Annotated in this window: 11 protein-coding genes; 6 read left to right on the top strand and 5 right to left on the bottom strand. The window is 70.8% G+C overall.

All coding sequences use genetic code 11. From position 1 onward, the window contains the following. Positions 1-173: 173 nt before the first annotated feature. Positions 174-1,127, top strand: coding sequence for a DUF6177 family protein (locus NE234_RS06600; protein ID WP_252777955.1), 954 nt, complete (start codon positions 174-176; stop codon positions 1,125-1,127). A 54-nt stretch (positions 1,128-1,181) separates the two neighbouring features. Here NE234_RS06600 and NE234_RS06595 read toward each other — a convergent pair whose 3' ends face one another. Beyond that, complete coding sequence (locus NE234_RS06595; RefSeq protein ID WP_305886662.1) at positions 1,182-1,769, bottom strand: sigma-70 family RNA polymerase sigma factor; 588 nt, start codon at positions 1,767-1,769, stop codon at positions 1,182-1,184. Between the two features lie 690 nt (positions 1,770-2,459). Here NE234_RS06595 and NE234_RS06590 point away from each other — a divergent pair. Next, complete coding sequence (locus NE234_RS06590; protein WP_252777953.1) at positions 2,460-4,958, top strand: ATP-binding SpoIIE family protein phosphatase; 2,499 nt, start codon at positions 2,460-2,462, stop codon at positions 4,956-4,958. 24 nt (positions 4,959-4,982) lie between these two features. Here NE234_RS06590 and NE234_RS06585 read toward each other — a convergent pair whose 3' ends face one another. Both NE234_RS06585 and NE234_RS06580 read right to left on the bottom strand, forming a co-directional pair. After that, entirely contained in the window at positions 4,983-5,657 is a 675-nt protein-coding gene (locus NE234_RS06585) for a lysophospholipid acyltransferase family protein (protein WP_252777952.1), read from the bottom strand. Positions 5,658-5,719: 62 nt separating this feature from the next. Continuing rightward, positions 5,720-6,703 carry a GNAT family N-acetyltransferase gene (locus NE234_RS06580; RefSeq protein ID WP_252777951.1) on the bottom strand — a complete coding sequence of 328 codons (984 nt, stop codon included), beginning with the start codon at positions 6,701-6,703 and terminating at the stop codon, positions 5,720-5,722. Positions 6,704-7,011: 308 nt separating this feature from the next. On the opposite strand from NE234_RS06580, the gene NE234_RS06575 reads away from it, so the two are divergent. Then, positions 7,012-7,350: a hypothetical protein gene (locus NE234_RS06575; protein WP_252777950.1), complete on the top strand. Its 339-nt coding sequence runs from the start codon at positions 7,012-7,014 to the stop codon at positions 7,348-7,350. Between the two features lie 24 nt (positions 7,351-7,374). Here NE234_RS06575 and NE234_RS06570 read toward each other — a convergent pair whose 3' ends face one another. Next, positions 7,375-8,037 (bottom strand): hypothetical protein, encoded by a 663-nt coding sequence (locus tag NE234_RS06570; RefSeq protein WP_252777949.1) that lies wholly within the window; start codon positions 8,035-8,037, stop codon positions 7,375-7,377. A 35-nt stretch (positions 8,038-8,072) separates the two neighbouring features. On the opposite strand from NE234_RS06570, the gene NE234_RS06565 reads away from it, so the two are divergent. Next, on the top strand, positions 8,073-8,471 hold the full coding sequence (locus NE234_RS06565) for a hypothetical protein (RefSeq protein ID WP_252777948.1): 399 nt from the start codon (positions 8,073-8,075) through the stop codon (positions 8,469-8,471). Between the two features lie 274 nt (positions 8,472-8,745). On the opposite strand, the gene NE234_RS06560 is transcribed toward NE234_RS06565, so the two are convergent. Further along, positions 8,746-10,722 carry an ATP-binding protein gene (locus NE234_RS06560; protein ID WP_252778170.1) on the bottom strand — a complete coding sequence of 659 codons (1,977 nt, stop codon included), beginning with the start codon at positions 10,720-10,722 and terminating at the stop codon, positions 8,746-8,748. Positions 10,723-10,981: 259 nt separating this feature from the next. Between NE234_RS06560 and NE234_RS06555 the strand changes: the two genes are divergently transcribed. Continuing rightward, positions 10,982-11,914: an aldo/keto reductase gene (locus NE234_RS06555; RefSeq protein WP_252777947.1), complete on the top strand. Its 933-nt coding sequence runs from the start codon at positions 10,982-10,984 to the stop codon at positions 11,912-11,914. 61 nt (positions 11,915-11,975) lie between these two features. Next, the gene (locus NE234_RS06550) at positions 11,976-13,499 is read left to right on the top strand and encodes a GMC family oxidoreductase (protein ID WP_252777946.1); all 1,524 of its coding nucleotides are present in this window, start codon (positions 11,976-11,978) and stop codon (positions 13,497-13,499) included. Positions 13,500-13,999 lie beyond the last annotated feature (500 nt).

Here is a 13,999-nt window from a genome sequence, read left to right as displayed (position 1 = left end):
CAGTGCGTCCGGTCGCTCTCCCGGCGAAGGAGGGCCCGTGAGTGAGCGGAGCGAGCGAGCCGTGGGCGCAGTCCGTCTGGTCGCTCTCCCGGCGAAGGAGGGCCCGTGAGTGAGCGGAGCGAGCGAGCCGTGGGCGCAGTCCGTCTGGTCACTCCCCCGACGAAGGAGGGCCCGTGACCGGGCCGGCGGCGGACGCGCTGACCCCGAGCGCCATGGTGGTCCTTCAGGACCGCCCCGTCGTGGGGTTCACGAAGTGGCTGGCCGACGGGCTGCGGCTCTGCAGCGAGACGCGGCGCGGACTGCAGATCGTCACCGGGCCGGACTCACGGATCACGGTGCCGCTGCGGCTGGTGCTCACCAGCCCGAACAGCCACTGGGTGGTCCGCGCGGACGGCGGCTATTACGACGGCCTGTCCGGGGTGCCGCTCGTGTGGGACGGCGCGGGCTTCGTCACGGACCCGCAGGCCCGGACGTACGCGCCCGCGTACACGACGGCCCCGTCGGAGCCGGTCGGCGCGCAGCTGACGGTGACGTTCCGGGTGCGGTACACCTCGGACACCGGGATCGGCACCGCCACTGAGGAGATCTGCACCGCGCTGACCGGCGGGCCGCCCGCCGGCTGGGGAACGGCGGAGCCCGCCACCGACGTGTGGCGGCGCGAGCGGCTCAGCGAGCTGTTCTGGTCACGGGGCGCGGAGGCGACCTGGCTGACGATCGTCGGCGCGGGTGCGACCCCGGCCGTCGGCACGCTGCTCGTCTCGAAGACGGGTGAGGTGGTGGAGGAGGCGGTGACGATCGTCGTCGGGTACGCCGATCCACGGGACGTGCCGGTCGCCGAACTGCCCGGCCTCCTCGGAGGCATCGCCGCCGGGCGGCACCTGATCTCGCTGTTCACGCAGCTGGGCAACGGGCGGGCGGACCTGACGACGGTCCCGCGCTGGCTGGGGCCGCCCGGGCCGATCGGCATGGCCGTCGGCGGGGCGATCTCGGAGGCGCCGGGCATTCCGGCGCAACGGATCGGGGACGCCCGGTCGCCGGCGGTCTGGTACGTGTTGGGGGACGGCCGGCAGCAGGAGGGCTGGCAGCGGTACGAGCAGCTGACCCGGCATCTGCAGGGCGGATTCTGAGCGGACGGGCCCCGCGCGACCGCGGCCTCGCCGCGGCCGCTCCGGGCGGCGCGCTCAGGCGGCGCGGACCACGGCGACGCGCGGCGCGTACTGCTTGAGCTGTTCGCGGAGCTGACGGCGGCCGCGGTGCAGGCGGGACATCACCGTGCCGATGGGGGTGCCCATCATCTCGGCGATCTCCTTGTAGGGGTAACCCTCGACGTCGGCGAGGTACACCGCCGTACGGAACTCGACGGGCAGGTCGCGCAGCGCCTTGATCACGTCGGAGTCGGGGAGGTGGTCGAGCGCCTCGTGCTCGGCCGAGCGCAGGCCGGTGGACGTGTGCGACTCGGCGCGGGCGAGCTGCCAGTCCTCGATCTCCTCGGTCGCGGCGCGCTGCGGCTCGCGCTGCTTCTTGCGGTAGGTGTTGATGAAGTTGTTGGTGAGGATGCGGTGCATCCACGCCTTGAGGTTCGTGCCCTCTTTGAACTGGTGGAAGTTCACGTAGGCTTTCGCGAGGGTCTCCTGGACGAGATCTTCGGCGTCGGCCGGGTTGCGCGTCATCCGCACCGCGCTGGCGTACAACGGGTCGATGAGCGGCGTGACGTCGCGCTCATATCGCTCGACGTCCTGGCGGCGTGCATCGCTCGCCACAGTCGTCATTTGCTGCTCCATAGGGGTACTGACCCGGACGGATCACCGTCTCTGGTCGGGGGGAGCTCCCCGCTACGGTGCGGGGCCGGTTTCGAGGCGCCGGACACGGAGATTCCCGTGCAGCTTGTCGGCTATGTATGCCCGTCAGGGGACGGGCCTGATCGCCGATGCGCCGCCGACGTCTGTGTCGGCCCGACCGGCGAGGAGGCTCGGCGCCTCTCACGCGGGCGCCTACCGGAGTCGTCAGTCTAACGCAAGTTCGACACGCTGCGAAATGAGCTTCGTCACACTCCGTGTCCACATGGGGCCTTCCCTTCGTCGCTCGCCGACGGTGCCGACCTGTCCTTGGCTGGACGAATAGGGTGGTTACCCCTTTTTCGGCGGACACAACGTGCGGCGTGCGCGGCGTGCGCGAAACCACAGGGCGTGGCCGCGCGACCCGTGATCGCGGGCCCCTGGCGGGACGACCGCGCCCGCAGCAGTGGCCGATCGCCCCCGCAGCGGTGGCCGATCGCGCCGTGCTCCGTCGTGATCGGCACCACCGGACGGCCTCATGTGGTCACCTGGCGTGTCGGCGACCTCGCTGAGCGACGTAATCGGGTGGAAACGCAGCGCGTTCGCGCGGGCGGTTGTAACGTCGATCGCATCGCGGGTCGGGGGGCCGTGCGTCTTGCATCCTCGCTGACGAGGGGGTCATCCGTGGTCACTCGGCAACGCCCCGCCACGCGCCTCGCGGCCGCCGGGCTGCCGCCCCGGCTGCTCGACCGCCACCTGCTCGGGATCGCCCCGATGGCCGTCGTCCTGTTCGACGGGCTCGGCCGGGTACTCCGCTGGAACCCGGCCGCCGAGGACGTCTTCGGCGCCCCGTACGACGCGGTGGCCGGCCGCCCGCTGCGCACGCTCCTGCACCTGCCGCAGGAGCACCGGTCCGCGTTCGAGTTCGGCGATCGGCAACTGCGCCACGTCTGGACCGGGGTGTGCCTGGTCTCGCGCCTCGATGACGGCGCACTACGGGAGATCGCCTGGTGGGTCTACCCGCTGACCGGCCAGGGCGACGCCCGTGGACTGGCCGTGGCCACCGACGCCCAGCGCATCAGGGAGAACGGCCACGGCCTCGCGCTCGGCGACGTCGTCATCACGCCCCCGCCGCCCACCCCGCTCACCGCCACGAGCGGCGTCCGCATCCTGCGCGTCGAGCCCACCCTCGTACAGTCGTCGACCGTCGACTCCGCGCTGCTCCGGCGCCGCCTCGCGGAACTGCTGCCGCCGGACCTCGACCACCGGCAGCTCGCCGACCAGGTCCTCGCCCGCGGCTATCCGGCCGTGAACGTCAGCGTCACCGTGCGCCTGCCGTTCGCCGCTCACCGCGACACCGCGCCGAGGGCGAGACGCGTCCGGCCGACCGCGCCGTCGCCGATCGCCCCGGCGCAGACCGTTCCAGCACCGACCGACCCGGCGCAGATCAATCCGGTGTCGATCGACCCGGCGGACGCCGTTCCCGTGCCGTACGAGCCGTCGCCCGCCGACGCACTGGAGCACCTTGCGGCCCAGGAACGCCTGGACTTCCTCAACCACGTCGGCGCCCGCCTCGCCGACACGCTCGATCCAGTGCAGACCGCCCAGGTCCTGTGCGACGCGCTGGTGCCCTCGTTCGCCGACTTCGTAGGCGTTCAGCTGCTGGAGTCGATCGTCTCCGACCAGGAGTTGCCCCCGGCCGAGGCGGACGCCTCGCCCAGCCTCGTCCGCGTCGCCATGCGCTACGACGAGGAGGACGGCCACTGGGACGACCTCGTCCCGCTCGGCGAGGTGATCCGGATGCCGTCCCGGACGTCGCTCGCCGGCGACCTGACCACGGGGCAGAGCATCAACGTCGCCCGGATCAGCGACCGCGTCAGCCGCCGCATCTCCTCCCACGTCGGCGGCCGCGACCTGCGGCCCCTGCTGCGCGGTCGGGCGCTGCTGGTCACGCCGCTCATCGCGCGCGGCAAGGTCTTAGGCACGATCTTCCTGCTGCGCCGCCGCGACCGGCCGCCGTTCGGCGAGCCGGAGGTCGCCGTGGCGGAGGAGCTGGGCCGCCGGGCCGCGGTGTGCGTCGACAACGGGCGCCTCTACCGCCGCGAGGCGCGCGTCGCGGCGCAACTGCAGCACAGCATGCTGCCCGACGCCCCACCCGTCGTCGCCGGCGCGCGGATCTGCTACCGCTACGTCCCCGCCGACGAGGCCGTACGGGTCGGCGGCGACTGGTTCGACGCGATCCCGCTGCCCGGCAGCAGGCTCGCCCTCGTCGTCGGCGACGTCATGGGCCACGGCCTGACGTCCGCCGCCATCATGGGCCAGCTCCGCACCGCCGTACGCACCCTCGCCCCGCAGGACCTGCCGCCCGACCAACTGCTCCGCCAGCTCGACGACCTCGCCCGGCGCCTCGGCGACGAGTGCCTCGCGACCTGCATCTATGCCGTGTACGACCCGGTGGCGCGGCGCTGCGAGATCGCCAACGCCGGGCACCTGCCTCCCGTGCTGGTCTCGCCGTCCGGGGAGTCCTGGCTGCTGGAGGTCCCACCCGGCGCCCCGATCGGCGTGGGCGGCGTCGCGTTCGAGACGGTGAGCTTCGACGTCGAGGACGGCAGTCAGTTCGTCCTGTGCACCGACGGCCTGGTCGAACGCCGTGGCCGGCCCCTCGACGTCGGGCTCACCGCGATGCGGGAGTTCCTCTCCGGCCCGCCCCGGCCGCTGGAGGACGTCTGCGAGACGCTCATCGAGGGGTTCAGCACGGCGGGCCGGCACGACGACGACATCGCGCTGCTGGCCGTACGGTTCGAGGGAATCCCCAAGGAGGACGTCTTCGCCTGGACCCTCAGGGCGGAGCCGGCGGTCGTCCGCGAGACCCGCCGCCTCGCCCGCCAGGCCCTGGAGACGTGGGGGCTGCACGCCCTCGTGCCCACCGTCGAGCTGCTGGTCAGTGAGCTGGTCACCAACGCCGTCGTCCACGGCGCGGGCGACCTCGGGCTCCGCCTGATCCGCGCGAACGCCCTCCTCTGCGAGGTCCGCGACGACGGCTACGACCTGCCGCACCTGCGCCGGGCCGAGACGACCGACGAGAACGGCCGTGGCCTGCAGCTCGTCAGCGCGCTCGCCGAGCACTGGGGCACCCAGCGCACCCCGACGGGCAAGGTCGTGTGGTTCGAGCACCCGCTGTGAGGACGCCTCGGGGGATCCCGGCGGTCAGACCTGCGTCTGCTTGGACCGCTCGTTGTACACGCCGGCGTACTCCTGGCGCGACAGCTTCTGGATCTCCTTCATGATCTCGTCCACCATCGCCCGGCGGCCCTTGGCCGGCGGCATGTCCGCGAACGCGGTGTAGTCGATCGGCTTGCCGAATTTCACCCCGGGCCGGTGCAGGCGCGGAATCGGGATCTTCGCACCGACCGGCATGATCTTCTCGGTGCCCTTGACCGCGACCGGCACCACGCTCGCGCCGGCGTTCAGCGCGAGCCAGCCCACGCCCGTGTGACCGCGGTACAGCCGGCCGTCCTCGGACCGCGTGCCCTCCGGGTAGATCGCGAAGGCGTTGCCGTTGTTCAGGACGCCCAGCGCGATGTCCAGCGCGGCCACGGCGGCGCGCTGCTCCGTACGCGGCACGGGGATGTGGCCCATCGCGCTCAGGAACGAGCCCAGGATCCGCGCCGCGCCCTTGCCCTCGAAGTACTCGGCCTTGGCGATGAACGTGACCCGGCGCGGCACGACGAGGGGGATCAGCACGCTGTCCACGAACGACAGGTGGTTGCTGGCGAGGATGACCGCGCCATCCTCCGGGACGTTCTCCAGCCCCACGACCACCGGCCGGAACACGATCCGGAGCAGCGGGCGGACCACCCGGTACATGAACCAGTACAGCAACTGTGCCTCCTCGACTCTCCGTCACTGTAGACCCGCCGGAACCGGGAGGCCGACGGACGCGCCTAGTGGATCATCCTCGGGTCGCACTGGTACTGCCTGGTCTGTCGCAGCGGCCGGAACCCCAGCCGTTCGTTGACCGCGAGCATGTGCGCGTTGTCCTCGGCGTTGTCGGTCTCGATCTCACGTACCGCGGGCCACTCGGCGCGCAGCCATTCGAGCATGGCCGCCTTCACCCACAGCCCCAGCCCCCGGCCGCGATGCGCCGACACGACGGCGGTGTCGTACTGGATCGCCCGGGTGCCGTCACCGACAGGGATCACCAGCTCCGTGAACCCCGCGACCCTGTCCCCGTTCAGCGCGGCCACCGTCAGCAGCGTGTCACCGCGCTTCTCGACGACCTCGGCCATGTCCCGTACGCGGTCGGTGTCCCAGGTCGTCGTGCCGAAGTCCCTCTTCCCCGTCGGCATGTCGCCCATCGCGCTCTTCGCCTCGGCGAACGCCTCCGCCAGCTCGTCCGGCACGACCCCGAGCCAGCGGGTCAGGTGGTACCCCGGGTGCTCGGTGCCGACGATCTCCTCGACGCCGGGAGCCGCCGCGACGTCGAGCAGCAGCAGGCTGAGGGACAGCGCGCAGATGAAGCCGTTCGCCTCCAGGAAGGACGTGCCCGGCGTCTGCGAGGACGCCTCGACGACGAGGGTGCGGCGCTGCTCGTCCCGCGCCGCCCGCGCCACCGTCCGCAGCAGCGCCGTCCCGACGCCCCGGCGGCGGTGCTCGGGATGGACGTGCAGCGTGAGCTCCCCGAGATGACGCCGGCCCGCGCCCTCGAACAGCCGCAGCCGTGCCACACCGGTCACGGCGCCCTCCGCCCTGGCGACCCACAACAGGTGGCGGCTGCCCAGGCCGGGTGTGGCCAGATGGCCGTGCACCTGGTCGAGCGTCGGCGCCGGCTCACCGGGGTAATCGTGCGCGACCGCAGCCGCGACCACCTCGTGCCACGCGGCGACGTCGGCGTCGGAGACGTCGCGCAGTCGCTGAACCTTGTCCAAGGACGCTCCTCGATCGTTGGCTCGCTTCTTCCCAAACAAAGGACCGTACGCGCCCGGGCCCGACCGCGTCTCTGATTCCGAACAGCCGCCCGGAACCGGTACCGGCCGGGACTCCCCACCCCCTGACCTGGCCTTCCACCTCCGCCCAGTATGGGCTTGATGTCGAAAATGTCGCACCACTCGAGGCATTCCCACGCACGGCCGCTCGCCCCCGGGCTTCACCGATTCGCGGGGCAGAATTTGTACCGCCGCGGCCGTGCGACTGCGGTCGAGTGGAACTCCGCGTCCCCGGCCGCGAAGGCGAACGCATGGATCGAGTCCTGGCGCTGGACGAGAGGACGGGCGACGCACTGACCGCGCTCCTGCCCGCTGCACGGACCTTCGGCGCCCCCGCCGGCGCCCCGATGCCCGCCGCGCTCGTCGCGGTCCGGCACGGCCCGCGCCTGCTGCTGGTCTTCGACCGCCACCGCCGGCAGTGGGAACTAGCGAGGCCTCACGAGGACTTCGTCCCCAACCGAGAGATCAGCGCCATCCACTGGTGGGACACCACCGGCCCGCCACCCGCCGGAACCCAGATCCTCGACGCGACCCTGGGCCGGTGGTCCGCGAGGGCCGCGGTGTCGGCGGTCTCGGACGAGGATCCTTAGGGCCGGTGCCGCAGCCGTCGCCGATCAGTCGCCTTCCGGCGCCGACGGGATACTCCGGTCCGGAGCGACGGACGGAGCCACGGCCATGTGCGCCCCGATGTCGGTCACGGCGGCATGGAAGGCGTCAATGGGGATCAGCCGACTCGGGCCGAGCGAGGAGTGCAGGACGCCGGGCGGGAAGAAGGCGCCGTGGCAGCGAAGGCAGACCATGGCGTTCTGCCAGGTGTGCATCATCGCCGGCCACACGGCGGCATACGCCTCATATCCCCGCTTGAGCCTGCGTCCCTGGACGAACGCCATGACGTACACGGCCATCGCCAGGCCGAAGCCGACGACCGAGGTCACCAGGTAGCCCCAGCGGTCGCCCGCCTGCTCCGCTCGGCCGCTCACCGAGAGTTGGGACACGGCGATCAGCCCGATCCCGGTGGAAATAGCGAAGATCAGGACGACCCCGCAGTTCCACGCCGACCGGCGGCGTGGCGGCGGGGGAGGGGCCAGCCGCATCGCCAGATGGCTCGTCTGTGTTCCGTGCGAGGTCACCGCCATGGCCATCGGCCCGGCTCCGATCACCCCGCCGACGGCGACACCGGTGGAATGGGTCACGCCGCTCTGCGCGGCGTAGATGCTCTGAGCGTTCTGCACCTGGTCGAGCTGGGCGCATTGTGGACAAACGAGGGCGTGCGTCATCGGATCTTCTTCCGGAGAGAGAATGAGCGTGGGCGGTGCGCCGCCGCGCGGCGGCCGGCCGTCGGCTCGATTCTCAGACCGCGTACACGTCATTCCCAGGGGCGGTCAGGGCTGCCGATCAAAGCCCGATCAATCGAACAAAACCGCACGTCCTGCGTTGGACGATCAGCGCGGGCAGTAACATCTTCGAACTCCGCAGCGGCAACAACGATTGGCTTCAGTCCCTGGAACGGGGCGAGTTGCGCGAGTGGCAGTCGCAACTCCAGAAGGGCCGTGCGGTCATCCACATGCTCTGCACGCGGGAGACCCGCGATAACGCGGACTCCTTTGCCCGGTCATGTTGGCGAGCCAAGACACCTGACGGCGAGGAGAAGGTCGTCACGGCGCTACGTGCATTCAACGCTTCGCTTCGCAAGGAGATCGGCAGCGAGTAGCCCTGGGCGCGACTCAGACGTCAAAGCTTCCGGCGTAGTGCTCACCGTGTTCAAGGTCGCACCATCGTGCCTAGCGCACGATCCGCCTACGCCACCATGGCTGATCGAGCGAAGCGGCCGGGTCGTTAACGGTCCTCCTGAGGAAGGCATCGTCAAGCGGTACCAGCATCGGGCCTTGAGCCCAGATGCGGAGGGCGCGACCGACGTGGCCGGGTGGCAAGCCGTTAGAGGCAAGCGACCTGTTCGCCGAGAACGGACGCTGGGCCTGGGAAGGTCATCGTGTGCTCGTGCGGTGCCCGGTCTCTCTCGCCCACAGCCACTCGGTTATCTTCGTGACCGCCCGGTCCCGATGGCGCCGGTAGGTGTTGAATGACAGGTACAGATCCTGGGCGATGCGTTCCTGGGTGGTGACCGGGTGCAGGAACGTACGATCCGCCAGGGCCCTCAAGTCGGCCGGCAGCACGCTGACCGCCGTCTGGAGCAGTTCTCCCAAGGTTTCGGCGGGAGTCATCCCGTCACGCTGGCTCTGCCGCACGACGCGCGAGCGCAGCAGGGGGTTCTCGTGTAGCAGGTTCGGCGTGTGCAGGTCCCGCAGGGCGGACCGGACCGCCCCGGCGAATTGCGGCTCCGAGAGCACCGTATTGTCGGCGCCGTCGGCTGCTGGGGCCAGCGCGCCCGCATGACGGGCGTGGAGGATCTCCAGCCATTCCTCGACATCGGTACGGCGCCAGTCGTGCGCGAAGACCGGGAACCGCGTGCCGCCGATCGTGTATTCGGCACCCTCGGCGGGCTCAAAGCCGAGGTTGTGCATGGTAGGTGCCCACAGTGTGGGGTCGGCGTACGCGCCCACCAGCGTCCATGCCGTGTCGTGGCGGGTCAGGGCGTCGAGGACCTGGCAGGCGGCGAACAGGGTTACCGAGGGCGACGCGAGCTGGCCGTGGTCACGGTCAAGGAAGAAACGCCAGGCTCGTACCCGCTCCCCGGCCCGGGGCGCGCCGTGTGCATGCGCGTATCGCCACATCGCGTCTGCTCCTGGATCCACGCCCAGGTCCGTTTCGGCCAGTTCCAGGCACGCGACGTAGCCGCGCGGCTCGCCTGATGCGGTGCGGAAGACGCGGAACGCCCCAGGACGGCGGTCCAGCCAGTAGGCGACCAGCTCGGCCTGCTCTCTCCCCTGCCACGCGACGGTCATGGCGATGATCAGCGCACGGTCGCCGTCCTGCAGGGTGTCGGCGTATGCCTGCATCGTCGCCGGCGGATTCGAGCACGTCGCCACCTTGGACCGCGCGCCGTCGACCGCGATTATGTCTGCCAGCAGCTGGATCTGCTCCCGCTCGTCCGCTGTGGCAAGGATCCTGGCTCGCAGCGCGGCGGAGACCTGGCGGTCCAGTCCGGCATAGCGGTCAGCGTCGCGCCAGCGCAGATCCGCGTCGAGAGCATCACGAGCCACGTCGTGCGGATACAGGCCCTCCGGGCCCTCGTCGACGAACGGCAGCGTGCGCAGCCACGCGAACAGTTTTCCGGCTTCTTCGCCGAGCACCGCGCGCAGCAAGTCCTCGGTGGTGACGGGCGCGTGCGCGCACAGCTCAAGCGCCGCCCTGTGCAGCGGGCTCGGCGCCTGGTCGATGGTCTGCGCGAGCAGCGCGCCGACGACGGAGGGAACATCGCCGATCCGGTACGGTTCGGCCCCCTTGTTCACCGCGTCGACCAGCATCGACAACAGGAGGGGATGGCCGTGGCTGATGGCCAGCAGCCGGTCGCGCAGCTTCTCGGGCACCCCTTGAGCGGTCAGGTACGTTCGCCCGTCCTGGGGAGGCAGGTTCTCGAGGGCGATCTCGTGCATCAGGTTCCGCCACGCGGGGTCCGCGTACCAGCGTGCGCCTGGCGCCCGGCGCCCGGCGATCACCACCAGCGCGTCGCCGGGCAATGACGGCAGATACTGCTCCCGGACCCAGTCATCGAGCGGCTCCAGCAACTCGTACGTATCGATGAGCAGGACCTCGCCTTCGGCGAGCGCCGGCAAGACGTCCGGACCGAGCCGCAGATGCCGGGCATCCACGCGAACCGCGGAACGGCCGGCGTCCGCCGCGACGTCCGCGAACATGTCGAGCAGGGCACTCTTGCCCACCCCGCCCGGTCCGTGCACGAACAACAGGCCGGAATCAGCCAGCGCGGACCGGAACAGCGCGATTTCACGGTCACGCCCGACAAATGAGCGCCGTCGCAGGCCCTGGAGCCGTTCGCCAAGCATGGTCACCGACCAACATTATCCAGCCGAATCAACGCTGGCGCCTGCCGCACTGACGGTGAGCGGCCTCGTGCCCTCCGGTGGAACGGCTCCGGCCGCGGGCGGGTCGGCCACCGATCGGATCGGGCAGCGGATGGGCACCCCATGGGCTGTCTGCTGCTGGCTGTCTTGACGACAGTGATGCCGTAGGTGACCGAGCCGGCGCGGTCCCGTATCCCGGCACCGCTGACCGCTTGAAAGGGCGAAAGTGACCATCAGAGGATTGGGCATCGACGTATATCCGCTCGCACTGGGCGGAAGCACGTTCGGCTGGACCAGTGACGAGATCACCTCCCGGCAGGTCTTGGACAGCTTCCTCGATGCCGGCGGCAACCTCATCGACACCTCCGACAGTTATTCGGCCTTCGTGCCGGGCAATTCCGGTGGCGAGTCCGAAACCATCATCGGTGCGTGGATGGCCGCCCGCGGCAACCGCGACCGGGTCGTTATCGGCACCAAGGTCAGCCAGCACCCGAAGTTCGCCGGACTGTCCGCCGCCAATGTCGAGGCTGCCGCGGATGCCTCACTGAAGCGGCTGGGGACCGACTACATCGACCTGTACTGGGCTCACTACGACGATCCTGATGTGCCGCTGCAAGAGACCGCCGAGGCATTCGACGCGCTGGTCCGGGCCGGCAAGGTCCGCGCGATCGGCGTGTCCAACTACAGCGGCGAGCGCATCCGGGAATGGATCACCATTGCCCGCCGGGAGGGCTACGCCGCGCCCGTAGCGGTGCAGCCGTTGTACAACCTGGTCAAGCGCGACCCCTACGAGCGGGACATCGCCCCGGTCGTCGCCGCCGAGAATCTCGCGGTTCTGCCCTACCAGGCCCTGGCCGGCGGTTTCCTCACCGGCAAGTACCGAGCCGAGCCCGACGTGGCCGGCGGCATCCGCCAGTACATGGCGCATGGCTTCTACAGCGAAGCCGGGCTCACTGTCGTCGGTGTTCTTGAGGACATCGCCCGCGAGCACGGCACGACCCCGGCGGCCGTTGCGCTTGCCTGGCTGCGCGGACGCCCGGGCGTGGCGGCCCCGATCGCCAGCGCTCGCACGGTCGGCCAGCTCACTTCGATGATGGCCTTCACCCGCTTCGAGCTGGCCGTCGGCCAGCGCTCCGCGCTCGACGACGTGTCCGCCCGGGTCCCCAGCACGTGATCCGCCCTCTTTTACCGGCATTTCCGTACGGTATTCACATTCGCGGTTGGAGGAACCCGAGGTGGACAGTTTCGATTTCGTGGTCGTAGGCGGCGGGACGGCCGGCTGCGTACTGGCAGCCCGTCTTTCCGAGGACCCCCGGGCGTCGGTGCTCTTGCTGGAGGAAGGAGCGTCCGCGCCCCCCGCGGACGCGGACGATCCGCAGGCGTGGATGTCTCTGTGGGAATCCCCGGCCATCATCGGCGGGGTCCCGCCGGGCCAGCCGATCGCCGGCTCCACCGATCCGATCCGGCGCGGCCGGGTGCTGGGCGGCTCGTCGGCGATCAACACCATGATCTTCGTGCGCGGCCACCGGTCCAGTTACGACCGGTGGGCTGAATCGGGCGCCACGGGGTGGGGCTTCGCTGACCTGCTGCCGTACTTCAGGCGCACCGAGACCGCTGCGGACCGTGATCCCGCGGTCCGCGGCACGTCCGGACCGCTGACCGTTGCCCCGGCGAACCCGCCGGGCCCGGTATTTGAGGCATGGCTCGAAGGGGCCGGGGAAGCGGGGCATCCTCGGGCGGATGACATCAGCGGCGGGCTGGAGGAGGGCTTCGGCCTGCCGGACCTGAACATCGTCGCGGGCCGCCGCCAGAGCGCCGTCGATGCGTACCTGGCGCCGGCCGCGAGTCGCGGCAATCTCCGTGTCGTGACCGGGGCGCTCGTCCACCGTGTCCTGGTGAACCGGGATCGCTGTGCCGGCGTCGAGTACAGCGCGGGCGGCGAGCTGGTCCGGGCCGGGTGCACGGGAGAGGTGGTGCTCGCCGCGGGCGCCATCGGGTCGGCGCAGCTGCTGCTGCGCTCGGGGATCGGCCCTGCTGCAGCGCTCCGCCCGCACGGCATCGAGGTGGTCGCGGACCTGCCGGGTGTCGGTGAGAATCTGCAGGATCACCCGGGCGTTAGCATGGTCTACGCCCCTGGCCGGCCGCTGCCGGCGGGAAGGTTCAACCGCGCTGAGGTGCTGGGCCTGCTGCGCAGCGGTCCGGATGTGGGCTACCCGGACCTGCAGATCGCATTCTCCGAAGTTTCGGTGCCTTCGCCCGGCAATAGCGGGCCGCAGGCGCTCCTCGTGCTCCTAACCTCGCTGATGCAGCCGTTCAGCCGGGGAACGGTCCGGTTGGCCAGCGCCAGCCCGGACGCGGCGCCCGTGGTAGCCCCGCGCTACCTGGCCGACCCCCGCGACTTCGACGCCATCATCAGGGGTCTGCGGATAGCCCGGGACATCCCGCAGGCCAGAGCCCTGAAGCCCTGGCTCGCGCAGGAAATCGCACCGGGCCCCGACACCGGGGATGACGCGGCGCTGCGCGCCTACGCCACCGCGGCGGTCTTGTCCTGCAATCACCCGGTGGGCACCTGCAGGATCGGGACCGACGACATGGCGGTGGTCGATCCCGAGCTGCGGGTGCACGGCGTCAGCGGGCTGCGGGTCGCCGACGCGTCCGTGATGCCGTCCATTGTCTCCGCCAACACCAACGCCACGGTCTACGCCATCGCCGAGCGGGCCGCGGAACTGATACGGCTGGCTCACGGGCACGGGCGGTGAACAAGCGGTCAGCGCCGCGCCGACCCCGACCTGGCCAAGCCCGTGCTGCGGCCATCCCGGAGCGGGAGCGCCCTCGACGGAGGCGCCCACCCGCCTGACTCAGCCGTCACACCGCGAACAGCGCCATCCCCTGTTGACCGTCTGACGACTCGGCGGCCCGGGGGATGCGCTGTGATTCGCGCCAGCCGACCGGCTTTCCAGACCGGCCGGAGCGGAAGCGTCAGAGGGAGCCGCAGGCCGGGTCGACGGCGTGCGCGGCCCGCTGTCGGGGCCGCCTTTGATCCCGTATAGAAGGGCTGCACGGAGCCCGGTGGCCTGAGTCGATGCCAGTCGCGGTCGGCGAAGTCAGGCTGCGGTGCGTGGCCGTCGTCGGCCTGGTCGCGGAGGCTCCTCAGCCTCCATGGCACCACGTATCCTGGACGTCGACGTTGACGACGTCGGAGGCGGGCGATCGAGGGCAGGGCAATTTCTGTGCAATGATCGCGGCGTGCAGCGGACGA

It is taken from the genome of Actinoallomurus rhizosphaericola (genome assembly GCF_024055675.1).
Classification (GTDB): domain Bacteria; phylum Actinomycetota; class Actinomycetes; order Streptosporangiales; family Streptosporangiaceae; genus Actinoallomurus; species Actinoallomurus soli.
The sequence above is the reverse complement of the archived record's forward strand: the minus strand, read 5'-3'. Positions and strand labels throughout refer to the sequence as shown.